Source organism: Ensifer sp. 22521 (assembly GCF_052044795.1).
Taxonomy (GTDB): domain Bacteria; phylum Pseudomonadota; class Alphaproteobacteria; order Rhizobiales; family Rhizobiaceae; genus Ensifer.
Genome location: NZ_JBQENM010000001.1, coordinates 324,454 through 347,680, shown reverse-complemented (window position 1 = coordinate 347,680; position 23,227 = coordinate 324,454). Strand labels below are relative to the sequence as shown.

At 62.5% G+C, this 23,227-nt stretch carries 24 protein-coding genes and 2 tRNA genes; 15 read left to right on the top strand and 11 right to left on the bottom strand.

Features of this window, described 5'->3' with window-relative positions; translation table 11 throughout:
• Positions 1-77: 77 nt before the first annotated feature.
• Entirely contained in the window at positions 78-890 is an 813-nt protein-coding gene (locus ACTJKE_RS01605; RefSeq protein ID WP_063893296.1) for an alpha/beta fold hydrolase, read from the bottom strand.
• The gene (gene choX, locus ACTJKE_RS01600) at positions 887-1,822 is read right to left on the bottom strand and encodes a choline ABC transporter substrate-binding protein (RefSeq protein WP_057250565.1); all 936 of its coding nucleotides are present in this window, start codon (positions 1,820-1,822) and stop codon (positions 887-889) included. Before choX ends, ACTJKE_RS01605 begins: the two co-directional genes overlap by 4 nt.
• A gap of 102 nt (positions 1,823-1,924) precedes the next feature.
• On the opposite strand from choX, the gene betI (ACTJKE_RS01595) reads away from it, so the two are divergent.
• Positions 1,925-2,506, top strand: coding sequence for a choline-binding transcriptional repressor BetI (gene betI, locus ACTJKE_RS01595; protein WP_057250567.1), 582 nt, complete (start codon positions 1,925-1,927; stop codon positions 2,504-2,506).
• 20 nt (positions 2,507-2,526) lie between these two features.
• On the opposite strand, the gene ACTJKE_RS01590 is transcribed toward betI (ACTJKE_RS01595), so the two are convergent.
• Both ACTJKE_RS01590 and ACTJKE_RS01585 read right to left on the bottom strand, forming a co-directional pair.
• Positions 2,527-4,323, bottom strand: a complete 1,797-nt coding sequence (locus ACTJKE_RS01590; RefSeq protein ID WP_440691069.1) for an EAL domain-containing protein — start codon at positions 4,321-4,323, stop codon at positions 2,527-2,529.
• Between the two features lie 250 nt (positions 4,324-4,573).
• Positions 4,574-5,122, bottom strand: coding sequence for an HdeD family acid-resistance protein (locus ACTJKE_RS01585; RefSeq protein WP_057250571.1), 549 nt, complete (start codon positions 5,120-5,122; stop codon positions 4,574-4,576).
• Positions 5,123-5,268: 146 nt separating this feature from the next.
• Here ACTJKE_RS01585 and betI (ACTJKE_RS01580) point away from each other — a divergent pair, with 146 nt between their 5' ends.
• From betI (ACTJKE_RS01580) to ACTJKE_RS01555, 6 genes are all read left to right on the top strand, one after another.
• A complete protein-coding gene (gene betI, locus ACTJKE_RS01580; RefSeq protein ID WP_112995356.1) occupies positions 5,269-5,871 on the top strand; it encodes a transcriptional regulator BetI in 603 nt (200 codons plus the stop codon).
• Positions 5,868-7,403 carry a choline-sulfatase gene (gene betC, locus ACTJKE_RS01575; protein ID WP_112995355.1) on the top strand — a complete coding sequence of 512 codons (1,536 nt, stop codon included), beginning with the start codon at positions 5,868-5,870 and terminating at the stop codon, positions 7,401-7,403. The genes betI (ACTJKE_RS01580) and betC overlap by 4 nt, the downstream gene beginning before the upstream one ends.
• Position 7,404: 1 nt before the next feature.
• Positions 7,405-8,868, top strand: a complete 1,464-nt coding sequence (gene betB / locus ACTJKE_RS01570; RefSeq protein ID WP_058325515.1) for a betaine-aldehyde dehydrogenase — start codon at positions 7,405-7,407, stop codon at positions 8,866-8,868.
• Positions 8,869-9,081: 213 nt separating this feature from the next.
• Positions 9,082-10,731 (top strand): choline dehydrogenase, encoded by a 1,650-nt coding sequence (betA, locus tag ACTJKE_RS01565; RefSeq protein WP_440659818.1) that lies wholly within the window; start codon positions 9,082-9,084, stop codon positions 10,729-10,731.
• 315 nt (positions 10,732-11,046) lie between these two features.
• Positions 11,047-11,934, top strand: coding sequence for a sigma-70 family RNA polymerase sigma factor (locus tag ACTJKE_RS01560; RefSeq protein ID WP_440659820.1), 888 nt, complete (start codon positions 11,047-11,049; stop codon positions 11,932-11,934).
• A gap of 264 nt (positions 11,935-12,198) precedes the next feature.
• On the top strand, positions 12,199-12,834 hold the full coding sequence (locus tag ACTJKE_RS01555) for a flavodoxin family protein (protein WP_057250584.1): 636 nt from the start codon (positions 12,199-12,201) through the stop codon (positions 12,832-12,834).
• An 8-nt stretch (positions 12,835-12,842) separates the two neighbouring features.
• Here the strand turns inward: ACTJKE_RS01555 and ACTJKE_RS01550 are convergent, their stop codons facing one another.
• Together ACTJKE_RS01550 and ACTJKE_RS01545 are read right to left on the bottom strand one after the other, a co-directional pair.
• Positions 12,843-13,322 (bottom strand): hypothetical protein, encoded by a 480-nt coding sequence (locus ACTJKE_RS01550; protein ID WP_057250587.1) that lies wholly within the window; start codon positions 13,320-13,322, stop codon positions 12,843-12,845.
• Positions 13,319-13,708, bottom strand: coding sequence for a DUF6152 family protein (locus ACTJKE_RS01545; RefSeq protein WP_057250589.1), 390 nt, complete (start codon positions 13,706-13,708; stop codon positions 13,319-13,321). Before ACTJKE_RS01545 ends, ACTJKE_RS01550 begins: the two co-directional genes overlap by 4 nt.
• A 379-nt stretch (positions 13,709-14,087) precedes the next feature.
• Here ACTJKE_RS01545 and ACTJKE_RS01540 point away from each other — a divergent pair, with 379 nt between their 5' ends.
• The 5 genes from ACTJKE_RS01540 to ACTJKE_RS01520 all read left to right on the top strand — a co-directional run bounded on the left by ACTJKE_RS01540 (position 14,088) and on the right by ACTJKE_RS01520 (position 19,829).
• The gene (locus ACTJKE_RS01540; protein WP_057250591.1) at positions 14,088-15,992 is read left to right on the top strand and encodes a HAMP domain-containing methyl-accepting chemotaxis protein; all 1,905 of its coding nucleotides are present in this window, start codon (positions 14,088-14,090) and stop codon (positions 15,990-15,992) included.
• 241 nt (positions 15,993-16,233) lie between these two features.
• On the top strand, positions 16,234-16,992 hold the full coding sequence (locus tag ACTJKE_RS01535) for a phosphoadenylyl-sulfate reductase (RefSeq protein ID WP_058325511.1): 759 nt from the start codon (positions 16,234-16,236) through the stop codon (positions 16,990-16,992).
• 43 nt (positions 16,993-17,035) lie between these two features.
• On the top strand, positions 17,036-17,989 hold the full coding sequence (gene cysD / locus ACTJKE_RS01530; RefSeq protein ID WP_112995350.1) for a sulfate adenylyltransferase subunit CysD: 954 nt from the start codon (positions 17,036-17,038) through the stop codon (positions 17,987-17,989).
• On the top strand, positions 17,989-19,494 hold the full coding sequence (cysN, locus tag ACTJKE_RS01525) for a sulfate adenylyltransferase subunit CysN (protein WP_057250599.1): 1,506 nt from the start codon (positions 17,989-17,991) through the stop codon (positions 19,492-19,494). The genes cysD and cysN overlap by 1 nt, the downstream gene beginning before the upstream one ends.
• Before the next feature lie 140 nt (positions 19,495-19,634).
• A complete protein-coding gene (locus ACTJKE_RS01520; RefSeq protein WP_057250601.1) occupies positions 19,635-19,829 on the top strand; it encodes a hypothetical protein in 195 nt (64 codons plus the stop codon).
• A 21-nt stretch (positions 19,830-19,850) separates the two neighbouring features.
• Here the strand turns inward: ACTJKE_RS01520 and ACTJKE_RS01515 are convergent, their stop codons facing one another.
• The gene (locus tag ACTJKE_RS01515) at positions 19,851-19,994 is read right to left on the bottom strand and encodes a hypothetical protein (protein ID WP_093232085.1); all 144 of its coding nucleotides are present in this window, start codon (positions 19,992-19,994) and stop codon (positions 19,851-19,853) included.
• A gap of 514 nt (positions 19,995-20,508) precedes the next feature.
• Here ACTJKE_RS01515 and ACTJKE_RS01510 point away from each other — a divergent pair.
• Entirely contained in the window at positions 20,509-20,688 is a 180-nt protein-coding gene (locus tag ACTJKE_RS01510) for a hypothetical protein (RefSeq protein ID WP_112995467.1), read from the top strand.
• A gap of 76 nt (positions 20,689-20,764) precedes the next feature.
• On the opposite strand, the gene ACTJKE_RS01505 is transcribed toward ACTJKE_RS01510, so the two are convergent.
• Both ACTJKE_RS01505 and ACTJKE_RS01500 read right to left on the bottom strand, forming a co-directional pair.
• Positions 20,765-21,178 (bottom strand): hypothetical protein, encoded by a 414-nt coding sequence (locus ACTJKE_RS01505; RefSeq protein WP_440659895.1) that lies wholly within the window; start codon positions 21,176-21,178, stop codon positions 20,765-20,767.
• A gap of 250 nt (positions 21,179-21,428) precedes the next feature.
• Positions 21,429-21,505: transfer RNA gene (locus ACTJKE_RS01500), tRNA-Pro, on the bottom strand.
• A gap of 317 nt (positions 21,506-21,822) precedes the next feature.
• Between ACTJKE_RS01500 and ACTJKE_RS01495 the strand changes: the two genes are divergently transcribed.
• A complete protein-coding gene (locus tag ACTJKE_RS01495; RefSeq protein WP_112995348.1) occupies positions 21,823-22,260 on the top strand; it encodes a hypothetical protein in 438 nt (145 codons plus the stop codon).
• 67 nt (positions 22,261-22,327) lie between these two features.
• Here the strand turns inward: ACTJKE_RS01495 and ACTJKE_RS01490 are convergent, their stop codons facing one another.
• Positions 22,328-22,510 carry a YegP family protein gene (locus ACTJKE_RS01490; RefSeq protein ID WP_057250604.1) on the bottom strand — a complete coding sequence of 61 codons (183 nt, stop codon included), beginning with the start codon at positions 22,508-22,510 and terminating at the stop codon, positions 22,328-22,330.
• A 119-nt stretch (positions 22,511-22,629) separates the two neighbouring features.
• Positions 22,630-22,704, bottom strand: a tRNA-Gln gene (locus ACTJKE_RS01485).
• Between the two features lie 224 nt (positions 22,705-22,928).
• Here ACTJKE_RS01485 and ACTJKE_RS01480 point away from each other — a divergent pair.
• Complete coding sequence (locus ACTJKE_RS01480) at positions 22,929-23,225, top strand: cupin domain-containing protein (protein WP_065372590.1); 297 nt, start codon at positions 22,929-22,931, stop codon at positions 23,223-23,225.
• Positions 23,226-23,227 lie beyond the last annotated feature (2 nt).

The following is a 23,227-nucleotide window of genomic DNA, read 5'->3' as shown; positions in this document are numbered from 1 at the left end:
CACCACCTCATGCTGCTGATGCGCCACATCTAGCGCTGACGGCGTGCCGCGAAAAGGGTGGCGGTAGTATTGGCCGATCAGGGTTCGGCCGCCAGGAAGGACAGGATCTCGCCAGCCACCAGTGCCGGGCTTTCCCAATGAGGGTTGTGGCCATGGCCGGCCAAGCTGATCGAGCGCGCCGAGCCGATGGTTTCCGCCAGCAGCCGGCGATGCCCAGCGTCGAACAGCGGATCCTCACTGCCGCCGATCGCCAGCACCGGCAAACGCAACTGCCGCGCGGCGGCGCGAAGATCGGTCGCGGCAAGGCCATCGAGGATAGCGAGCCACGTCTGCGTCGGTATCTCTGCGGCCTCCTTGCGCATGTGCGCAAGGAACGCCGGGTCGACTGGTTGGTTGCAGGCGTGCCAGACATCGAAGAACGGGTGTTCCTGATCCAGCGGATCCTTCAACGCGCGGATCGCCCGCGCCGTTGGACTCCTCGCGTCGAGGCCCGGCTGCAGGCTGCCGGATAAAAGAACGAGGGCCCGGACCAGGTCCGGGCGAAGGGCGGCAAGCGCAATGGCGGTCATTGCCCCCATGGAATGGCCGATGACGACGATATCCCTCAGCGCCAGCCTATCGGCCAGACAAGCGAGATCCCGCGAAAAGTCGGCAACCGTTGCCCCCGGCCCCGCCTGCGACGCGCCGTGGCCGGCGAGATCCGGAATGATCAGTCGATAGCCCACGAGGTGGGGCGCGACCAGCGAGAAAGAGCGGCTATTGTCGGAATAGCCGTGGAGCAGCAACAGCGCCGGCCCCTCGCCGCGATCGACATAGGCGAACTGGCGCCCGCCGGGCAGTTCGAGCCGCCGCTTCAGCGGCGACCAATCTTGCTGGTCGATGACGATCACAGTCCGAGCGCGGCCTTGACCGCGGCAAGCCCCGGCTGCCCGTCGAAGGTCGTCACCCCGGAAAGCCAGGCGTCGAGCCGCTGCGGCTCCTGCTCGATGGCCTTCTTGCCGGCCTCCTCCGGCGCCAGCCCGTCGCTCATCAGGGAACCCATGCCGCGGTTCTCGAAGTCGATATCGAAGCTCAGATTGTTGAGGAGCCTGGCGACATTCGGGCATTCCTGCAGGTAGCCCTTGCGCACCTGGGTCGAAACGGTCGCCGCGCCAAAGTCCGGTCCATAGAACTTGTCGCCGCCGGTCAGATACTTGATCGACAGGGCCGTGTTCATCGGATGCGGCGCCCAGCCCTGAAAGACGATGAAGGACTTGTCGCGAACCCGGCGCGTGACTTCCGCCAGCATGCCTTGCTCGCTTGATTCCACCACTTCCCAGCCATCAAGCCCGAGGCCCTGGTCCTTGACGGCATCCAGCATCAGCTGGTTGGAGCCGGGCTCGATGCCGTACATCTTCTTCTCGAATTTGTCGGCAAAGGTCTTCAGGTCCGCGAAATCCCTGACGCCCGCCTCCCAGACATAATCGGGTACGGCGAACGTGTACTTGGCCCCCTTCAGATTGGTGCGGACGGTTTCGACCGAACCGTCGTCCTTGTAGGGCTTGTAATAGGAGACCATCGCCGGGTCCCAATAGCCAAGGAAGACGTCGAGATCGCCGCTGCGCAGACTGGTGTAGATGACGTCAATGCCGAGCAGCTTGCTTTCGGGTTCATAACCCAATGCCTTGAGGACTGTCAGCCCGACGCCCGTGGTGAACGCCAGATCGTTCCAACCGGGCTCGGCCAGCCGGACTTGCCGACAGGATTGCGCCTCGCCGGCCAAGGCCGGAGAGGCGACGGCGACAACGGCAATGGTGGACATCAACAGTTTCAGCTTCGGCATCGCATCCTCCAGTTTGTCCATTCGGACTAATAATTGTCCCATGGGTCAACATTTGATCTTTCCGGAAAGTTTGTCAATGTGGGAATCGTTTGGAGGCGGCTGATGCGACTGACGAGGATAAGCGAGATCAGGCGGCGCGAGCTGCGCCGCGCGGCCTTTGAGGTGCTGCAGAAAGAGGGCATGGCCGGCGCGACGCTGGAGAAGGTCGCGACACACGCCGGCGCCTCCAAGGGCATCGTGCTGCATTATTTCGCCAACAAACAGGAGCTTTTCGAACATGCCATGCGCGAGGCGAACGCCGCGCTCAAGGAAGCGGTGGTCGTTCGGCTGAACCGCGCACGCACGCCGCGCGAGCGGCTAGAGGCGATCATTGAGGCGAACTTCGAGGAGCGCTTCTTCCAGCCTTCGGTCTGCCATGCCTGGCTTTCCCTTTGTGCCGAAGTTCCGCGCGAGCCGCAGCTTGCCCGCATCCAGAAGGTGATCCACGCGCGCATGCGCTCGAACCTGCTTTCCGCGCTCGTGGACCTGTTGCCGGCAGAAGACTGCGAGACCGTGGCGCTCGGCATCACTTCATTGATCGACGGCCTTTGGCTTAGGCTCGGATTGCAATCGGAAGGGCTGACGCGCGACACGGCGCTTTCCCAGATGCGCGACTATCTCGCCCATCGCATACCCGCGACCTAAGCGAGCCCGAAGACGGGAAATCAGCCGCCGAGTGCGTCCATGACAAGACCGGCTTCGCTGGTCTTGGCGCGGGATTTGATTTCGGCAATGCGGGCGCTGACGGCCTGGGCATCGGAGAAGACGAAGCCCTCCGGCAGCCCAAGGACGGCGATCGAGCAGCGCATCAGCGCGAATTCCTTCGGCGCACCGTCACGACCATGGCCGCTGATGCGGCCCTCGGCCTGGTGCTCCGCCGAGTAGAGCTGGCGCACGTCGGAGCGGAAATCGTCCAGCAGGCGGTTCAGCACCGCCTCCAGCTCCTCGACCGAACAGCCGCTGATGCCGACGAAGAAATCATCTCCCCCGACATGGCCGAGGAACTTCTCCTCACCGATGAAGTGACGGCGCAGGAGTGCGGCAAACAGCGTGATCGCGAGATCGCCCTTCTGGAAGCCGTAGGTGTCGTTGAACGGCTTGAAGTCGTCGAAGTCGCAATAGCAGAAGTAGCGGGCCTGATCGCCGTCGAGGATCGCGTCCTGGACGTAGTCGCGGATGGCGCGGTTGCCGGGCAGGCCCGTCAGCGGGTTCTGCTCCTGCGCCATCTTGAGCTGCTTTTCGTTGATGATCTTCAGAAGCGACGAGGCCGAAAGCGTACCGGCGTAACGCATGTTCTCCGTAAGGATCAGGCAATCGCTGCCGTCCATGCCGGCGAAGATCTTCAGCATTTCATCCGCGGGCGTATCGAGATCGGCGATCGGTGCCGGGCTGACGAAATGCGAGATCCGCCGCTGGTAGATCCGGTTCTTGAGGAGATCACGGCCGAAGGGGTGATAGATCAGCTCCTTGACGTGATACTCATGCAGAATGCCGCGCGGCTCGCCATTGGCGTTCAGAACCGGGAAGAAGCCCTGGCGCGGGTTTCGCCGGAAGAGATCGAAGACGGAATCGAGTTCATCGCTTTCGCGCACCGTCGGCAGTTGCTCGATCTGCTTGCGGATCAGGATACTGTCGAGCGAGGACGAGGGTCGCCTCACGCTGACGCTCTGATCGAGATGCGGATAGGCGGGCAGAAGCTCGCTGAGATGGGTGGTCGGCCGGGCGACGTAATAGCCCTGCACGAGATCGCAGCCGAGGTCGCGGCAGGTGAGGAACTCCGCCTCCGTCTCGACGCCCTCGGCGATGACCCGCGTACCAAGCACATGCGCGGTGTTGACGGTGTGGCGCACGAGGTGGCGCTTGCGGGCGTCAGCCTCGATGCCGGAGATGAAGTGCCTGTCGATCTTCACGTAATCGACCGGCTGGTCGCAGAGCAGCTTCAGCCCGTTGAAGCCAGCCCCGAAATCGTCAATGGCGAGCTTGAAGCCGGCGAGCCGGAGATCGCGCACGAGCGCGGAGAAGTCCGGCATCTTGCCGCTGTCGAAACGCTCGGAAAGCTCGAAGCAGAGCGACGAAGGGGCGATACCGGCGCGCTTCAGATGGTTGACGAGGCGCTCGACGATTTCGCCCTCGCCGCCGACGAGGCGCGAGTCGAAATTCAGAAACAGGGTGCGGGCGGAATGATCGGGCAGCGTCGCGAAGCCGGCGACGGCGCGGCTGTTGATCATGTGCTCCAGCGCCAGCAATTGCCCGGCTTCTTCCGCCTTGTCGAGCAGTTCCAGCGGCGAGGCAAAGCCCAGTTTCTGGAAGCCGCGCATCAGCGATTCGTAACCGAAGACGGTGCCGGTCGCCGCTTCGGCGATCGGCTGGAAGGCACTCTCGATCACCAGCTTGGCGAGCGTGACGATCTGGTCGTCGCCGAACCGGCGCAACGAGAGGATTTCGGCGGGGGCGGCGGACATGCCGGGCTCCAGAGACAGGGGAACGGACGATCGGACGCCGGCAGCATGGCCGCCAACTATCAACGAAGTCTTTCCCCATTATGAAGCTTTGATGAAAGCTATATGACAGTCGCTACCGCCCTTGATCTACTGCAAACATTCTAATGAAATCAGTAGTTTCATGAGCGATTGCTGCGGTTGCCCGGGCGCCGATAACGGCCGCTTTCGTACGGCCGGGCACCCAGCTCGGAACCCCACAGGAAGGGGGCGGTTATCCCTTCGCCAGCACGCCGAAGGCGATCAGCGACAGGCCCTGCATCACCAGGTCGACGGCGAGGAAAAGGCCGAGGATCCAGAGACTGTTGACCGGCCAGCCGGCGGCGATGATGAGGCCGGCGGCAAGCGTGACCAGACCGCCGAGTGCCACCCATCCCCAGCCTTGTACTGGCCTGAGCTTGAGACCGACCCAGATGCGGAAGCAGCCGGCGACGATGAGGGCGATCGCCATCACGAAGGTCAGGAAGGACGAGGCAAGCAAGGGATTGATGAAGGCAAACAGGCCGGCGATCGTATAACAGGCGCCGCTGAGCCCCCAGTAAAGTACGCTGTCCCAGCCCTTGACCTGGAAGGCGTGGGCGAGATTGAAAAGCCCGCCGACCAGCATGATGATCCCGACATAATAGACCGAAGCGACCGTGGCCATCAGCAGATTGCCGAAGGCAAGGCCACCGCACATGATGAGCAGCACGCCGAGTGCTACGAACCACCCCCATTTGCGGGCAACCGCCGTCTTGTCGGCGTGATCGAATGCATGGGTCATTTCAACCTCCAGTCCTTCAGATCGCGGGATCGCTACCGGGAGGATTGAGCCGGATTTCTTCGAAAAAGGGAAGCGAAAACACCGAAGATTTTTATTGATTGATGAGTCAATCAAAAATAAACTGACCTCCGTCAAGGGAGAGACGGATGCCAAAGGTCGGAATGGAGCCAGTGCGCCGCAAGGCGCTGGTGGACGCAGCACTTCGCGTGATCGGCGACCAGGGCACGCTGACCGTCACCATGTCCGAGATCGCCCGCCACGCCGGCGTCTCCCCTGCCCTTGCCCACCACTATTTCGGCAGCAAGGAACAATTGCTGATCGAGACGATCCGCAGCCTGCTACGGCAGTTGCGCGACGACACGGTGACGGCGCTTCGCACGGTGGCAGGCCCACGCGAAAGGCTGAGCGCCTTGATCCGCGTCTCCTTCCAGGCAAGCCAGTTCGCCCCAGATACGATTGCCGCATGGCTCGCCTTCTATTCGGAGGCGCAACGGTCTGAGGAGGTGCGGCGGCTGCTCGTGGTCTATGCCCGGCGCCTGCGGTCCAATCTGCTGGCGAGCCTCAAGACGCTTTGTGCCGATGATGACGCGGAACGCATTGCCGAAGGCGCAGCTGCGATGATCGACGGGCTCTATATCCGCCAGAGTCTGCGTTCCGCGCCGATAAGCATCGAGGCTTCGATCGCGCTCACCGAAGACTATGTCACCTCGCACATCGATCGGCTCACATACCAGGGAACGGCCGCATGACCGCAAGACCGAACATCCTTATCATCATGGTCGACCAGCTGAACGGAAAGTTCTTTCCGGACGGACCGGCCGCGTTCCTGCATGCACCGCACCTGAAGGCACTCGCCGCCCGCTCGGCCCGGTTCCGCAACAATTACACCTCGTCGCCGCTCTGCGCCCCTGCCCGCGCCTCCTTCATGGCCGGCCAGTTGCCGAGCCGCACCCGCGTCTACGACAACGCCGCCGAGTACCAGTCCTCGATCCCGACCTATGCACACCACCTGCGCCGCGCCGGCTACTACACGGCGCTGTCGGGCAAGATGCATTTCGTCGGCCCGGACCAGCTGCACGGCTTCGAGGAACGGCTGACGACCGACATCTACCCGGCCGATTTCGGCTGGACGCCAGACTATCGCAAGCCCGGCGAGCGCATCGACTGGTGGTACCACAATCTCGGCTCGGTCACCGGCGCCGGCGTCGCCGAGATCACCAACCAGATGGAATATGACGACGAGGTCGCCTTCCTCGCCAACCAAAAACTCTACCAGCTTTCGCGCGAAAACGACGATGCGACGCGCCGTCCCTGGTGCCTGACCGTCTCCTTCACCCACCCGCACGACCCCTATGTGGCGCGCAAGAAATTCTGGGATCTCTACGAGGATTGCGAGCATCTGCTGCCCGAGATCGGCATGCTGGCGGAGGACCAGCAGGACCCGCATTCCAAGCGCATCATGCATTCCTGCGACTATGTCAATTTCGAACTGACGGAAGACAATATCCGCCGGTCGCGCCAGGCCTACTTCGCCAATATCTCCTATCTCGACGAGAAGGTCGGAGAGCTCATCGACACGCTGACGCGCACCCGCATGCTCGACGACACGCTGATCCTTTTCTGCTCGGATCACGGCGACATGCTCGGCGAGCGCGGCCTGTGGTTCAAGATGAATTTCTTCGAAGGTTCAGCCCGCGTGCCGCTGATGGTCGCAGGCCCCGGTGTGACGCCGGGTCTGCACTTGGCCCCGACCTCCAATCTCGACGTGACGCCGACGCTTGCCGATCTCGCCGGCATATCCATGGACGAGGTGAAGCCGTGGACCGACGGCATCAGTCTCGTGCCCATGATCAACGGTGAGGAGCGCTCAGAGCCGGTGCTGATGGAATATGCGGCGGAAGCTTCTTACGCCCCGCTCGTCGCCATCCGCGAGGGCAAGTGGAAATACATCCACTGCGCGCTCGATCCGGATCAGCTCTACGATCTCGACGCCGACCCGCTGGAACTGAAGAATCTGGCGGCCCATCCGGAAACGCCGGTGCAGGCGGCAACGCTGCAGGCCTTCCGCGAGATGTGCGCTGCTCATTGGGACATGGAGGCTTTCGACGCGGCCGTGCGCGAAAGCCAGGCGCGGCGCTGGGTGGTCTACGAGGCGCTCAGGAACGGCGCCTACTACCCCTGGGATCACCAGCCGCTGCAGAAAGCATCCGAGCGCTACATGCGCAACCATATGAACCTCGACAATCTCGAGGAATCCAAACGCTATCCGCGAGGAGAATGAGATGAAAGCCCAACCGCAAGCCTCGCACTTCATCGACGGCGAATATGTCGAGGACATCGAAGGCACCGTCATCGAGAGCATCTATCCGGCAACCGGCGAAGTGATCGCGCGCTTGCACGCGGCAACGCCCGCCATCGTCGAAAAGGCGATCGCCGCGGCCAAGCGCGCCCAGCCGGAATGGGCGGCGATGAGCCCGACGGCCCGCGGCCGCATCCTGAAGCGTGCTGCCGAGATCATGCGCGAGCGCAACCGCGAGCTCTCCGAACTCGAGACACTCGACACCGGCAAGCCGATCCAGGAGACGATCGTCGCCGATCCGACGTCCGGTGCCGACAGTTTCGAATTCTTCGGTGGCGTCATCGCCACGGCGCTCAACGGCGACTACATCCCGCTCGGCGGCGATTTTGCCTATACCAAGCGCGTGGCCCTCGGCGTCTGCGTCGGTATCGGCGCCTGGAACTATCCGCAGCAGATCGCCTGCTGGAAGGGTGCGCCAGCGCTTGCCGCCGGCAATGCCATGGTCTTCAAGCCGTCGGAGAACACGCCGCTCGGCGCGCTGAAGATCGCCGAGATCCTGGTCGAGGCCGGCCTGCCGAAGGGCCTCTACAACGTCATCCAGGGCGACCGCACGACCGGTCCGCTGCTCGTCAACCATCCCGATGTCGCCAAGGTGTCGCTGACCGGCTCGGTCCCGACGGGCAAGAAGGTGGCGGGTGCGGCGGCGGCCGAACTCAAGCACGTCACCATGGAGCTTGGCGGTAAGTCGCCGCTGATCGTCTTCGACGATGCCGACCTCGAGAGCGCCATCGGCGGTGCCATGCTCGGCAACTTCTATTCGACCGGCCAGGTCTGCTCGAACGGCACCCGCGTCTTCGTGCACAAGGGCATCAAGGAGCAGTTCCTGGCGCGGCTGAAGGCCCGCACCGAGGCGATCGTCATCGGCGACCCGATGGACGAGGCGACGCAGCTCGGCCCCATGGTCTCGATGCCGCAGCGCGACAAGGTCTTCTCTTATATCGAAAAGGGCAAGGCCGAAGGTGCGCGGCTTTTGACCGGCGGCGGCATTCCGAATGCCGTCAACGCAGAAGGCACCTATATCCAGCCGACGGTTTTTGCCGACGTCACCGACGACATGACGATCGCGCGCGAAGAGATCTTCGGGCCGGTCATGTGCGTGCTCGATTTCGACGATGAGGCCGAGGTGATCGCTCGGGCCAATGCCACCGAATTCGGCCTTTCCGCCGGCGTCTTCACCGCCGATATCACCCGCGCGCACCGCGTGGTCGATCAGTTGGAAGCCGGGACGCTGTGGATCAACACGTACAATCTCTGCCCGGTGGAGATCCCCTTCGGCGGCTCAAAGCAGTCTGGCTTCGGCCGCGAGAATTCGGTCGCCGCGCTCAACCACTACAGCGAATTGAAGACCGTCTATGTCGGCATGGGGCCGGTACAGGCGCCGTATTGAGAATTGGGGCCCCTCCATCGAGAGGCGGCTCCACCTCCCTCATCCTCGGGCGAGCGAAGCGAGTTCCGGGGATCCAGCAGCGCCACGTCTGTGGCGCACAAGAGTCTTCAAGCGACAGACGTCGCTTGGCTGGATTCCTGTGACAAGCACAGGAATGAGGGGTGAAAGCGCCAGATAGGTCGAACGCGAGACGCTAGAAGAAAGACCACGCTTATGCAGGCAGATTACATCATCATCGGCTCCGGCTCCGCCGGTTCGGCGCTCGCCTACCGCTTGTCCGAAGACGGCAAGAACACGGTGCTGGTGCTGGAATATGGCGGCTCGGATATCGGCCCCTTCATCCAGATGCCGGCGGCCCTTGCCTGGCCGATGAGCATGAAGCGCTACAACTGGGGCTATCTCTCCGAACCGGAACCGAATCTTAACAACCGGCGCATCACCGCGCCGCGCGGCAAGGTGATCGGCGGCTCCTCCTCGATCAACGGTCTCGTCTATGTGCGCGGCCATGCGGAAGACTACAACCGCTGGGACGAGCTCGGCGCACGCGGCTGGGCCTATGCGGACGTGCTCCCCTATTTCAAGCGCATGGAAAATTCGCATGGCGGGGAAGCCGGCTGGCGCGGCACCGACGGGCCGCTGCACGTCAAGCGCGGCCCGGTCCACAACCCGCTGTTCCACGCCTTCATCGAAGCGGGCCAACAGGCCGGTTTCGAACTCACCGACGATTACAACGGCTCGAAGCAGGAAGGCTTCGGGCTGATGGAGCAGACCGTCTGGCAGGGCCGGCGCTGGTCGGCGGCGAACGCCTACCTGAAGCCGGCAATGAAACGGCAAAACGTCTCGCTCGTGCGCTGCTTCGCCCGCCGCATCGTCATCGAGAACGGTCGCGCGACCGGGGTCGAGATCGAGCGCGGCGGCAAGATCGAGATCGTCAAGGCGAACCGTGAGGTGATCGTCTCGGCGTCATCGTTCAATTCGCCGAAACTGCTGATGCTCTCGGGCGTTGGTCCGGCACAGCACCTCAAGGACATGGGTATCGAGGTGAAGGTCGACCGGCCCGGCGTCGGCCAGAACCTGCAGGACCATATGGAATTCTATTTCCAGCAGATTTCGACCAAGCCGGTCTCGCTCTATTCCTGGCTGCCCTGGTTCTGGCAGGGCGTTGCCGGCGCGCAATGGCTGTTCTTCAAGAAGGGCCTCGGCATCTCCAACCAGTTCGAGGCCTGCGCCTTCCTGCGCTCCGCACCCGGCGTCAAACAGCCGGATATCCAGTACCACTTCCTGCCGGTGGCGATCAGCTATGACGGCAAGGCGGCGGCCAACACCCACGGCTTCCAGGTGCACGTCGGCTACAATCTTTCCAAGTCCCGCGGCAACGTCACGCTGCGCTCCTCCGATCCGATGGCCGATCCTGTCATCCGCTTCAACTATATGAGCCACCCGGAGGACTGGGAGAAGTTCCGCCACTGCGTGCGCCTCACCCGCGAGATCTTCGGCCAGAAGGCCTTCGATCACTATCGCGGCCCGGAGATCCAGCCGGGCGAGAAGGTGCAGTCGGACGAGCAGATCGACGACTTCCTGCGCGAGCACCTGGAAAGCGCCTATCACCCTTGCGGCACCTGCAAGATGGGCGCCAAGGACGATCCGATGGCGGTTGTCGATCCGGAAACCCGCGTCATCGGCGTCGATGGCCTGCGCGTCGCCGACAGCTCGATCTTCCCGCATGTGACCTACGGCAACCTCAACAGCCCGTCGATCATGACCGGCGAGAAGGCAGCCGACCACATTCTCGGCAAGCAGCCGCTGGCGCGCTCCAACCAGGAGCCGTGGATCAACCCGCGCTGGGAGGTCAGCGACCGATAAGGATCGCGTGCACCAGAGCGNNNNCGCTCTAGCACTTTGATTCTAGAGCATCTTATCCGCTTTCAGTGATTCCACTTGAAAGCGGGATGCTCTAGGCGGCACTTTTTCCTCGCATTCGACAGCCGCAATGTCTGCGGCATGTCACGTTCGCCGACGCTATCTCGTCCTATCTTCTCGAGTGCCCGAGAAGAAGGAGACGAACATGACACCGAGGCTGGACCTGCTTGCCGTTACTCCAGCGGCAATGACATCATGGCTGCTCGTGCCTGCCGGCCATGCCATAGCCGATTGCCCCGAACGGCGATGGGGGGCGTGATGACCGACGAAGACGTCAGAACGATCTTCGAGCCGCTGCGTCCCCGACTGATCCGCATCGCCTATCGGATGCTGGGTTCGGTCAGCGAAGCCGAGGATGTCGTCCAGGAGGCATTCCTGCGCTGGCTCGACGCCGACCGCACCGCCGTCAAGGATTCGTCAGCCTTCCTGCGCCGCATCGTGACGCGACTTTGCCTCGATCAGTTGAAGTCGGCGCGGCACCGACGCGAGACCTATGTCGGACCATGGCTGCCGGAACCGGTCGTCGAGGAAAACGACGACCTCGACGACATCACCTTGCCACTGATGATGGCGCTGGAGCGCCTGTCGCCGCTCGAACGGGCCGCGTTTCTATTGCACGATGTCTTCGGCGTCAGCTTCGATGAAATCGGCGAGACGCTCAGCCGCAAACCGGCGACCTGCCGTCAACTTGCCAGCCGCGCCCGCGTCAATATCCGCAGCGCTCGTCGCCGCTTTGTCATGCCCCGGGAACAGGGCCTCGAAATCGCCTGCGCTTTCTTCGCGGCTTCGCGTAGCGGCGACATGCAGCAGCTTCGGTCGCTGCTCGCAACGGAGGCGATCGTCTATGCCGACGGCGGCGGCAAGACAGTGGCGCCGAGACGGCCAATCGTGGGCTTCGACAAGGTCATGAAACTCCACGCGTCGCTGGCTCTGATCTTTGCAGAGACGATGTCGCGGCTCGTGCGCTACGACTTCATCAACGGGCTACCCGGTTTCATCACCCTCGAAGACGGCGAGATCCTGCAGACAACCGCCCTTGAGATCGAACAGGACCGGATCACCGCCATCTATGTCACGCGTAATCCGGAGAAGCTCAAACATCTCCCGGGGACGCTGAGGCAGTTCGATGGTCACGCCATTCATTGAACGACAGTGACTGCGTCCTGACGATCGCACGCGGTCGCTGCTGCATGTTTCCTTAAATCGTAGCCGATTTAAGGACAAAAACTTGCAGCAAGGCAAAGTGCTACAGCGACCTTTGCGCGTCTCATAAGAAGCGCGGCACTGTAGAGCCCACCGCCCCATCAACCGATCCTGACCAGCGTTGCCTTCAACGTGCAACGCGCCGCCGGCGCGCGTCTTCGCTCGCGCGCTGCAGATCCATCACCCAAAACCAATGGAGACCAAACCATGAGCAACATATGCATCGCCGTTATCTATCACAGCGGCTACGGCCACACCGCACGTCAGGCGGAAGCCGTCAAAGCCGGAATCGAGCGGGTCGACGGCACGCAATGCCTGCTCTTGACCGTCGACGAAGCACCGGACCGGTGGAACGATCTGCTCTCGGCTGAGGCGATCATCTTCGGCACGCCAACCTATGTCGGGGGTCCATCAGCCGCGTTCAAATCTTTCCAGGAGGCAAGTTCGAACGCGGTGATGGCCAAAGGCTATCTCTGGAAAGACAAGATTGCCGCTGGCTTCACCAATTCGGGAACCGCTTCCGGCGACAAGCTCGCGACGCTGATGCAACTTGCACTCTTTGCTGCCCAGCACGGCATGCACTGGATCAACCTCGATCTGCCGCCGGCCAACCACTCGACCACAGGATCTTCTGACGATCTCAACCGGTTAGGCTTCTGGCTGGGTGCTGGGGCGCAGTCGAATGTCGACCAGGGGGCCGATCTTGCGCCGCCGCAATCCGATCTCGCCACCGCAACGCATCTCGGGCAACGGGTGGCCGAAGCGACGCTGCAGTTCGTGCGCGGCAGAGCGCTCAAGCAGGAGCCAGCCCTCCCCGCGTGGAAAACGGCCAACGACCGATAGAACCAGCATCAGAGAAAGCCGATCCAGCGCCCAGCCAGGAGCGCTGCCGGCCACACCGTCAGCGAGACGGCTGCCGGGATGCGAAGACGCCATGAGACCGGGCCGCCATTTACGGCGGCCCGCCAGGCGCCGCCCATATGCACACTGACAGCGTTGACGGCACCGATCCCCAGCAGAGCGATCTTTGCGAGAAAGGCAGCATTCGTGACATAGGCCGCCGGGCGCACGCTGAAGAGGCATAAGCCAGTGGTGATCGCCAATGCTAAGCCAACTGCCGCCGCACGCGACAGAAACGGTCCGAGCACTTCAAGTGAGGTGTTGCCGAAGAAACCGAGCAACCGTAAATCCAACGGCACGATGGCGCCCATCAGCAGCCCGATCGCGAGAATGTGGGCCGCATTGACCAAGAGATAGAGAAGCGCCGAACGCCTGAGCGCAGCGCCGACCGGCCAGCCGGCGATCCATTCGACAAGCTCCGCCCCACTCATCCACCGGCCCGGATGCGTTCCGGATAGATGTCATAGGTCTTGCCGGAGACCGTGATGCGCACCGCCTTCATGCGCTTTTCGTTCGGGTCGAGCGAGCGGTTGCCGAGAACGACGACGGCGTCACCGGCCTTGGCTGATCCCTCCACAAAGCCGGAGCGCTCCGTCTGCCGGGGATTGCCGAGTTCGACGTGCCACATGCCATCCGCGGTCGTTTCCACCTGCAAGGTCGGATGCGGCGGCGCCATCGATATTTCGCGGATGATGCCCTTGAGCTCGATTTGGTCGGCCTCGGCCCAGGACCATCCGTGATGGGCATAGGCGCCGGTGACCAGAAGCGCCGTCAGGACACCCGCTGCAACGCCACGGCGTGAAATGGCTTTCAACATGTGCGTGCTCCTTCGCCTGTTTCGGAGAGGCGGCAGCTTGAACCCGAAGAACGATTTGCGAAAGGATGTGGTCTTCAACACTTCTTGAGCATCGCCAACCGCCTCCTGTGGTTGCGATGACCATGGGTTGCGCGAGCTTTGTTCAACACCTTAAAATTTAGCCATTCTTAATCTCCGGTTGTTATGTCTAGATAAGACGGAGTGAACGCTGGGCGAACGTGCCATGAGGGCAGTTTCGCCGCGTAGTAACGCGTGCTCCATCCCCATCATCGTCATTACTCCCTGCCAAGGCGAGCTCGCTTCCCGATGACCATGCGGCCTTGTCCGCGGTCACCGGCCGAGGATGATTTGCCTTGCGGGCAACCGAGGAGCGTTTTTCATGACAATCAAAGCACGCCTGCTCGTGTGCTTGTCCCTGCTCGCCGTCGCCATGCTGGTCATGATCGTCACGGCTTTCAATGCGATGACATCGATCTCCAAGCGCACCGAATCGATCGTCGCCGACCGGCTGTTGCCGGTGGCGCAGCTCGATACCGTCGCCGACATGTACGCCGTCGAAATCGTCGATACGACCCACAAGATGCGAAGCGGCGCGCTTGGGTGGGCTGACGGCAAGGAGAAGATCAACGCGGCGCTTGCCACCATCGACGAACAATGGCGCGCCTATGAAGCAACGAGACTGACGCCTGAGGAAAAGAAGCTTGCGAAGACCTTCGACGCAGCCCGCGTCGGCAGCGAGCAGGCGGTCAGGGACATGCTCGAGATCATCGATCGACAGGACATCGCCGAGTTCGGCCGGTTTATCGACAGCCGCCTTTACGCGGCCATCGATCCGCTGGCCGAACCGATCGGCGCCCTGGTCAAGCTCCAGCTCGCGGAAGCCGACCAGGAGCTGGAGGCGGCCAAGGTGGAAAAGGACACCCTGACACGCTGGCAGGTCATGATCGCCGCCTTTGCCATCGCGCTTCTCGGGGCAACAGTCTGGTTCGTGGCCGCCGGTCTCTTTCGGCCGCTGACGCAGCTGTGCGAGGCCATGCGGCAGCTTGCAGCCGGCAACCTCAAGGCCACGATCTTCGGCGAAGGCCGCCGTGACGAGATCGGCCAGATGGCGGGTGCCGTCGCTGTCTTCCGCGACAATGCGCTCGAACGCCAGCGGCTCGAGCAGGAAGCGGAGGCGGGTCGAACACTTTCCGAACGCGAGCGCGAGCAGCGCGAGGCGCAGAAGGTCAAGGAAGCTGCCGAGATCCAGACCGCGGTCAATGCGCTCGGCTTCGGTCTCGACCGGCTGGCGGAAGGCGACCTCACCTATCGCATCGACACGCCGCTTGCCGAACGGCTCGACACGCTACGCACGAACTTCAACAGCTCCGTCACCAATCTCGAAGATGCGCTGCGCTCAGTCGGCGAGAACGCCCGCAGCATCAATGCCGGCGCCAGCGAAATCCGCTCTGCGGCCGGTGACCTTTCCAAGCGCACAGAACAGCAGGCGGCTTCGGTCGAGGAAACGGCGGCTGCACTGGACCAGATCGCGACCACCGTGGCGGATGCCAGCCGGCGTGCGGAGGAGGCAGGCACCTTGGTGACGCGCACCCGCGGTGCAGCAGAGAAGTCCGGCGAGATCGTCGGCAACGCCGTCACCGCGATGAGTGGCATCGAAGCCTCGTCGCGGGAAATCTCCAGCATCATCGGCGTCATCGACGACATCGCCTTTCAGACGAACCTCCTGGCGCTGAATGCCGGCGTCGAGGCGGCCCGCGCCGGCGAGGCCGGCAAGGGCTTTGCCGTCGTCGCCCAGGAGGTGCGCGAGCTCGCCCAGCGCTCGGCGCAGGCCGCCAAGGAGATCAAGGTGCTGATCGCCACATCTGGCCAGCAGGTCAAATCCGGCGTCACGCTGGTGCGCGAAACCGGCACGGCGCTCGAAAGCATCATCACCGAGGTCAAGGAGATCAGCAGCCACGTGACGGCGATCGTCGAAAGCGCCCGCGAACAGGCCGCCGGCATCCAGCAGATCAACACGGCGGTGAACGCGATCGATCAGGGAACGCAGCAGAACGCGGCAATGGTGGAGCAATCGACCGCCGCGAGCCATAGCCTCGCCCGCGAGGCCGGCGCGCTCAACGATCTGCTGATGCGCTTCAAGACGGGCAACGGCCAAGCGGCGGCACCACGCCTCGTGACGAGCGAGATTGCTGCCCCTTCGCCCGCACGCGCCCTGGGCCGCAAACTCGCCACGGCCTATCGCAGTGCCCCGCAGGCACAGGAGGCCGGCTGGGCAGCGTTCTGACGGTCTGGCTCTCCCCTTGGCAGGAGGCGCGGGCCCGCAAGGTTCGCGCCTCCTCTTCAAGGGTTGCCGTCGTAGCCATACAGTACAAAATCTAGTAAATTACTAGTCTATATTCGGTTTTTCGCTGCCTTTCGTTCTGAGAGGCAGATTTGCTCCAAACAAACAGCATTAGAAACCGCTATTTCTGTCCATTGTCGCATTGGGCTGCGATATTCCGACCAAGTTGGAACAGGACGCAGCCATGACCACGTCATCCCTCGAAACCACCGCCAAGGCACTGAACGAGACGCTCGAAGGCCTGGATCTCGCCGGTCGGCTGGCGCTTGTCGCAAGCCTTGAAGGGCAGGCCGTCTTCACGACCTCGCTCGGTATCGAGGATCAGGTGATTACCGCGGCCATCGGCGAGAACAAGCTGTCCATCAATGTCGCGACACTGGAGACCGGGCGCCTGTTCAACGAGACGGTCGCCCTTATCGAAAAGACCGAAGAAACCTACGGGATCCTGATCAAGCGCTACCATCCGGAACAGGCCGACATCGACGCCTATGCGGCGCGCTATGGCCTCAACGGCTTTTACGAGAGCGTCGAGGCCCGGCATGCCTGTTGTGACGTGCGCAAGCTGAAGCCGCTTGCGCGCGCGCTCGAAGGGGCAACCTTCTGGGTCACCGGCCTGCGTCGGGGCCAGTCGGGCAATCGCGCATCGACCCCGTTCGCGGAAGCTGATGCCGAACGTGGCCTCATCAAGATCAACCCGCTGGCGGACTGGGACATCGAGACCATCCGTGCTTACGTCGCCGCCAATGCCGTTCCGGTCAACCCGCTGCACGCCCGCGGCTATCCGTCGATCGGCTGCGAGCCCTGCACCCGCGCCATCAAGCCCGGCGAGCCGGAGCGCGCCGGCCGCTGGTGGTGGGAAAACGACGAGAAGCGCGAATGTGGTCTGCACGTTCCGGAAGCTGCCGCCAGTTCCATCATCCCGAATTCGAGCAGCGCCGCCTGAGGCTGGCGCGCTCGTCTGAAGACAAATCCTCCCGGAGACTGAAATGCCCCATATCCATCCGGAAACGGAACTGCACAATCCGCAGAGCGCCAAGCCGCCGCTCGATCCGCATCTGAAGGCACTCGAGAACGAAGCAATCCACATCTTCCGCGAGGTGGCCGCCGAGTTCGAACGCCCGGTCATGCTCTATTCGATCGGCAAGGACTCCTCGGTGCTGCTGCACCTCGCCCGTAAGGCCTTCTATCCCGGCCGCGTGCCCTTCCCGCTGTTGCACGTCAACACCGGCTGGAAGTTCGCCGAGATGATCGCGTTTCGCAACGAGACCGTCGAGCGTTACGACCTCGACCTGATCGAGCACATCAACCCGCGCGGTGCAGCCGAGAACGTCACGCCCTTCAGCCACGGTTCGGCGCTCTATACCGACATCATGAAGACCGAGGCGCTGCGCCAGGCGCTCGACGCCGGCCAGTTCGACGCGGCTTTCGGCGGCGCGCGGCGCGACGAGGAAGCAAGCCGTGCCAAGGAACGCATCTACTCCTTCCGCACGCCGGATCATCGCTGGGATCCGCGCAACCAGCGTCCGGAACTCTGGAACGTCTATAACGGCATGATCCGCAAGGGCGAAAGCGTGCGGGCGTTCCCGCTCTCAAACTGGACCGAAGTCGACATCTGGCGCTACATCCAGGCAGAAGAGATCCCGATCGTGCCGCTCTACTTCGCTGAGAAGCGCCCGATCGTCGAACGCGACGGCATGATGATCCTGGCCGAAGACCCGCGCCTCGAACTGCTGCCAGGCGAAACCAAGCGCGAGGAAGTGATCCGCTTCCGCACCCTCGGCTGCTTCCCGCTGACCGGCGCCATCCGCTCCAGCGCGACGACGCTCGACGACATCATTTCCGAACTCGAAACCGCGACCGTATCCGAACGCCAGGGCCGCGCCATCGACCGCGACCAGTCCGGCTCGATGGAAAAGAAAAAACGCGAAGGATATTTCTGATGACTGCTCCCGCAACCGCGAATGCCGTTGAGCACGTTGCTGCCGGCGAGGTTCTGGCCTTTCCGGCGCAGGAGCCGGCGCGCGCCGCGCGTGACAGCCGCCCGCTTCGCCTCATCACCTGCGGCTCGGTCGATGACGGCAAGTCGACGCTGATCGGTCGCCTGCTCTGGGACACCAAGGCGGTCAAGGAAGACCAGGCCGCGACGCTTCAGCGCGATTCCAACGGCAAGCAGAACGATCTCGGCCTGCCCGACTTTGCGCTGCTCCTCGACGGCCTGCAGGCCGAGCGCGAACAGGGCATCACCATCGATGTCGCCTATCGCTATTTCTCGACCGACAAGCGCTCCTTCATCGTCGCCGACACGCCCGGCCACGAGCAATATACCCGCAACATGGCAACGGGCGCCTCGACCGCCGACCTCGCCGTGCTGCTGGTCGACGCCCGCGTCGGCCTGCTCGAGCAGACCCGCCGGCATGCGACGATCGCAACGCTGATGGGCATCAAGCAGTTCGTACTGGCGGTCAACAAGATCGACCTGACCGACTACGATCGCGCCCGCTTCGAAGAAATCAACCACGAGTTCCGGGAACTGGCATTGTCGCTTGGCGTGCGCCAGGTCACAGCTATTCCCGTCTCGGCTCTGAAGGGCGAGAACGTCGTCTACGACGGCCGCGCCTCCATGCCCTGGTATGACGGCCCGACGCTGATCGAGGTGCTGGAACTGGCAACCACCCGTTCGGCCCAGACCGTCGGCTTCCGCCTGCCGGTACAGCGCGTCTCGCGGCCCGGCGAAAGCTTCCGCGGCTATCAGGGCACGGTTGCCGGTGGCTCGGTGAAGCCGGGCGACAGTGTCGTCATCCTGCCCTCCGGCATGGTGGCCAACGTCACCAAGATCGTCACCTTCGACCTCGTGCGCAACGCCGCCGTCGCCGGCGACGCGATCACGCTGGTGCTCGACCGCCAGGTGGACGTGTCGCGCGGCGACATGATCGTGGCGATCGACAGCCAGCCGCTGACAGGCCTTGCCTTCGATGCCCAGCTCGTTGCCCTACAGCCGGAAGGCATCCAGCCGGGCAAGCGCTACTGGCTGAAGAGCGGCAGCCGCCGCCAGCGCGTCCAGATCCAGCCGGCAAGCCAGCTCGACCTTAAGACCGGCAAGTGGAACCATGCCGAGCAGCTGCCGATGAACGCCATCGGCAAGGTGCATCTCGCATTCGACGAGCAGGCGATCTTCGACACCTACGAGCAGAACCGCTTCACCGGCGCCTTCATCCTGATCGATCCGGACACCAACAACACGGTGGCTGGCGGCATGATCACGGCCAAGCGCTCGGCACTCGGCGGCATCCACACGGAAGACGCCCGCGTCATCCTCTCGCTGCCGGCGGACCTCGCCGACCAGTTGATGGCGACCGAACTCTTCGCGGGCCGCCGCGAGGAGGCCGAAATCCGACGCGTCAGCGCCGGCAAGGCGGTCGAGATCATCGACGATATCGACGGCTGATCGAAAGCCGCAGCACACACAAAAAAGGGGCCCCGAACAAGGCCCCTTTTTCGTTGCTGATACCGCGGTTGCTATCGGTCGATTTGGGCCTTTTCAAACAAGTCCGTCGCCCTATCTCCCTGGCGCATGGGAGAAGCACCATGAAAACGGAACATCAAGGCGAGGATGCGAGGCAAAAAGGTTTTCGTGGGCGCATGGTATCGATCGAAGCATTTGCCCGGAAATATCGGCTCGATGCGGAGGAAGCCGAGCGACTGGAGAACCAGTTCGGTCCGGTCGCCGGCGAAATAGACCTGCTGCAGGCGGCCAGGCGCAACGGCATGCCGGAGGAGTGAACTCCTGCCGGCATTCATTCATCAAAGCTGCTGCTCGATCGCCGGGAGAACCATCGTCAACGGCGCCGGTTCGGCGTGCTGCCAAAGCTGATAGCCTACGACGCTGCCAAGTATGGCGGTCCATATGGCGATCTCGCGAAAGGTGAATATCGGTTCCTTCAACATCTGAGCCTCTCGGGCAAGAACAAGTGTTGACGGAAATATCGCCCTGATTGTTCACGCTGATAAGACATCATTCCGTGAACACGTCGTTTCAAAGTGAACAATAAAGCCGCGCATTGCTGGTGCAAGAGTGATCCGCCGCGGTTGGATCCGCTCCCTGCGGGAGGCTCTGCGACGCCCTGAAGCCGCCACCGTCCCAAAACGGGACAGGGCTGGCAATCGCTTCACCTTGACCCGAAATCGCACAGATCACACCTTTTCATTCGTCTTCGCATTCGTAAGTTGGCGCGTCGATCATGAGGATCGATAGGGCTGTTTCACCGTTCCTGGACGTTGTGGGACAGTCCGCCTGACCGTGGACCGGCAGCAAGGTTCCTGCCCGGCATAGGCACTCTTCCCTGGCCTCTCCCCCGCCACAGCGCCCCATGTATGCGGCGTATCGATGGACAGAACCGACCTCTCCGGCGTATCTGGACGACTTTCGCGCAACGATGCGCCGAATCAGGGAGACGAGAAGGTGAGCACGGACAAGCAACCGGAAACCACCGTGAAGGTCGAGAAACGCATCAACGGCAAATGGTGCTTCGTTATCAAATATCGCGGCGTCACCTATCCCGCCCAGGGCAATTTTACGTCGATGCTGCAAGCACAGGCGGCGGCCCAATCGACGCTAAAGGCGCTCGAACGGCAGGGCTGACAAGCGGACGGAGCGTTACCATATCGACAATGGAAACGCTCTCCTGCTGCTGCCTGTCCGTTGCGCCCGCTGGTCCCTACTCGACTGCGGAGCGGATGATGTTGCAGAGCCCCTCCTGCACCACCTGTTTGGTGGTCACCTGCCCCACCTGAATATCGAACATCGCATCAACCCGCGTGCCTGAACCGCGCTTGCGGGCAACGACGCGCAGCGTCTGCAGCCGTCCGGAGCCGGCGGTATCCTGATAGGCCTCGATGGTCCCGAGCGACTTGTTGATCTCGATTCCCGAAAATCCTTCCGCCGCGACGCCCCGTGCCATCCGCTGCAAGGCGGCCTCGGGCTTCAGCTTCGGAAACTCCTGCCAGGTCTTGTAAAAGACCGGCGTCACCAGCGGCACGCCCGAAGCCTTGAAATTCTTCTCGCAGCTCTGCGCCGCCGCCACCGAATGGCCGGCCATGAGCAGAACCGCTGCAATCGATAGATGTTTGATCGACATTCCCGTTCCTCGTCGTTGATGGACTGTGGCGGAAACCTAGAGCCTTCGCCTTCGCCCAGACAGGCCGACCCGGGTGCGAATGCACGGCTATTCGACCAACGGCTTCGAGGGAGCGACGAACGGCTAAGATGGAGGACGTGTGGGCGTAAGGATCGACGCCGGAACAGGCGCGCAAAGCGCAAGCGCATACGGTGCGGCGCCGAGCGCCATGCAAGGCAATGATCGGGTAAAGGATTGATTTGGCTGGTCGGAGTGGCAAGATTCGAACTTGCGACCCCCACGTCCCGAACGTGGTGCGCTACCAGACTGCGCTACACTCCGTGACCAGCGGCGCCTCTATAGAACAGGCATTTTGATTTCACAAGCGCCTATCTCGAAAAACCTTGCGCCTTTTTCAAAAAACTTGTGACGGTGGAAAACTCTTGCGGAAATTGCCGTTTTCCGGGGGCGGCGGCGCCTGAAAGCCCGCCCGATAGGGACTTTGTGCAACGCTTCATATTTTCCTGAAATGCAAGGCGCGGCGTGGATTTCCTTTCGCCTGGTTTGGCGCTAGAGGCACAACGGAAAGCGCGGAAAACCAGGGGATACGGGCTTCCGCGCCATGCCTATTTCAGAACGAGAACCAAAGGGACAGAAACATGAACTTCCGCATGATGACGGTGGCGGGCCTTGCGCTCGTGCTTGCCGGCTGCACGACGACCGGAACGGGGATCTCCAAGAACGCGGTCGAAGCGCGTTGGCTCGGCCAGCCGGCCGGCGGCTTCTTCGCTCAATACGGTCCGCCGATCTCCGACGTCGAAAGCGGCAGCTCAACCGTCTATAGCTGGAAGGGCGGCTACAAGACCCGCAAGGTCCCGGCGCAGTACGAAACCACCAAGGACGGCAAGCGCGGCAAGCGCATCTCATCGGCCCGCACGGAATATCTGAGCTGCTCGGTCCAGCTTACCGTCTCGTCCGACTATGTCATCCGCTCGATCCGCATTGCCGGCGACCGCAAGCGTGCCGATGGCCCGAGCTGGTGCGAAGAGTTCCTGGGCGCACCGGCACAGACCAAGCCGGCCGCAACCGCAAGCTAAACGCCAAGAAACAAAAAAGCCCGCCGGTGAAAATCGGCGGGCTTTTTCTATGGAAAGAATGTCGAACTCAGCTGCTGCTGTTGTCCTCGACGGGTGCGTCGGGACCGTTCTTCTTGATCGAGTCGATGGCGTTCTGGGCGCTGGCCTTGGTCTTGTAGCCCTCGGTCGAGAACATCACTTCGCTGTTGTACTTGAAGCGAACGCGGTACTCGCCAGCCTTGTCTTTGTAGATTTCGAATTTGTGAGCCATCTTCTCCCTCATACAAGTAGGAATCAACGGCACTAGCGTGTCAGTTGCAGAGTGACTTGACAAGAGCACAGGCATATCCGGCACGCTTGCCGGTTCTCAATCGCATGTTTGGAAGATGATGGCTGGGGCGCCAGGATTCGAACCTGGGAATGCCGGTACCAAAAACCGGTGCCTTACCGCTTGGCGACGCCCCAACTGGACTGACGGAAAACAAGCCCGCCAAATCGAGCGCCTGATTATCAAAGCTCGCCGTCCGTCACAATCACTAAGTTGACACTAAGTTGGTTTTTCGGCGGATTTGTCGATCAGCTGTGCAAATGGCCGGCGAGCACACCGCGACACAACGTCTGCCGCTGCCGCCTGCACCCTTCCCTTCCTGCATCGCACCTCCTATTGTCCCGCCGAAATGGAGAAGATCATGAGCCAGTTTCGCGCCCGCCCTCCTGCCGTTCCGAGCGTGCTCGTCGATGACGCGGTTGTGCGGATCACCCGCTGGGATTTCGAGCCCGGCGCCGACACCGGCCATCATGTGCACGGGCTCGGCTATGTCGTCGTGCCGATGACCGACTGCCAGTTCCTGCTCGAGGAGGAAGGCGGCAGCCGCCGCGTCGATATCGCCAAGGGGGCGGCCTATCGCCGCGAGGCGGGCATGGCGCACAATGTCGTCAATGCCGGAGCCGAGCCGATGTCGTTCATCGAGATCGAATACAAGTGAAA

Excerpts from the sequence above, each read along its gene's own strand:
- betB (WP_058325515.1), top strand. The coding sequence starts at position 7,405 with ATGAAAGCCCAACCGCAAGCCTCGCACTTCATCGACGGCGAATATGTC.
- ACTJKE_RS01495 (WP_112995348.1), top strand. The coding sequence starts at position 21,823 with ATGAACTTCCGCATGATGACGGTGGCGGGCCTTGCGCTCGTGCTTGCC.
- ACTJKE_RS01480 (WP_065372590.1), top strand. The coding sequence starts at position 22,929 with ATGAGCCAGTTTCGCGCCCGCCCTCCTGCCGTTCCGAGCGTGCTCGTC.
- betI (WP_112995356.1), top strand. The coding sequence starts at position 5,269 with ATGCCAAAGGTCGGAATGGAGCCAGTGCGCCGCAAGGCGCTGGTGGAC.
- choX (WP_057250565.1), bottom strand. The coding sequence starts at position 1,822 with ATGCCGAAGCTGAAACTGTTGATGTCCACCATTGCCGTTGTCGCCGTC.
- ACTJKE_RS01555 (WP_057250584.1), top strand. The coding sequence starts at position 12,199 with ATGAGCAACATATGCATCGCCGTTATCTATCACAGCGGCTACGGCCAC.
- ACTJKE_RS01550 (WP_057250587.1), bottom strand. The coding sequence starts at position 13,322 with ATGAGTGGGGCGGAGCTTGTCGAATGGATCGCCGGCTGGCCGGTCGGC.
- ACTJKE_RS01535 (WP_058325511.1), top strand. The coding sequence starts at position 16,234 with ATGACCACGTCATCCCTCGAAACCACCGCCAAGGCACTGAACGAGACG.
- betC (WP_112995355.1), top strand. The coding sequence starts at position 5,868 with ATGACCGCAAGACCGAACATCCTTATCATCATGGTCGACCAGCTGAAC.
- ACTJKE_RS01515 (WP_093232085.1), bottom strand. The coding sequence starts at position 19,994 with ATGTTGAAGGAACCGATATTCACCTTTCGCGAGATCGCCATATGGACC.
- cysD (WP_112995350.1), top strand. The coding sequence starts at position 17,036 with ATGCCCCATATCCATCCGGAAACGGAACTGCACAATCCGCAGAGCGCC.
- ACTJKE_RS01585 (WP_057250571.1), bottom strand. The coding sequence starts at position 5,122 with ATGACCCATGCATTCGATCACGCCGACAAGACGGCGGTTGCCCGCAAA.
- ACTJKE_RS01560 (WP_440659820.1), top strand. The coding sequence starts at position 11,047 with ATGACCGACGAAGACGTCAGAACGATCTTCGAGCCGCTGCGTCCCCGA.
- ACTJKE_RS01590 (WP_440691069.1), bottom strand. The coding sequence starts at position 4,323 with ATGTCCGCCGCCCCCGCCGAAATCCTCTCGTTGCGCCGGTTCGGCGAC.
- betA (WP_440659818.1), top strand. The coding sequence starts at position 9,082 with ATGCAGGCAGATTACATCATCATCGGCTCCGGCTCCGCCGGTTCGGCG.
- cysN (WP_057250599.1), top strand. The coding sequence starts at position 17,989 with ATGACTGCTCCCGCAACCGCGAATGCCGTTGAGCACGTTGCTGCCGGC.
- ACTJKE_RS01540 (WP_057250591.1), top strand. The coding sequence starts at position 14,088 with ATGACAATCAAAGCACGCCTGCTCGTGTGCTTGTCCCTGCTCGCCGTC.
- ACTJKE_RS01520 (WP_057250601.1), top strand. The coding sequence starts at position 19,635 with ATGAAAACGGAACATCAAGGCGAGGATGCGAGGCAAAAAGGTTTTCGT.
- ACTJKE_RS01490 (WP_057250604.1), bottom strand. The coding sequence starts at position 22,510 with ATGGCTCACAAATTCGAAATCTACAAAGACAAGGCTGGCGAGTACCGC.
- betI (WP_057250567.1), top strand. The coding sequence starts at position 1,925 with ATGCGACTGACGAGGATAAGCGAGATCAGGCGGCGCGAGCTGCGCCGC.
- ACTJKE_RS01545 (WP_057250589.1), bottom strand. The coding sequence starts at position 13,708 with ATGTTGAAAGCCATTTCACGCCGTGGCGTTGCAGCGGGTGTCCTGACG.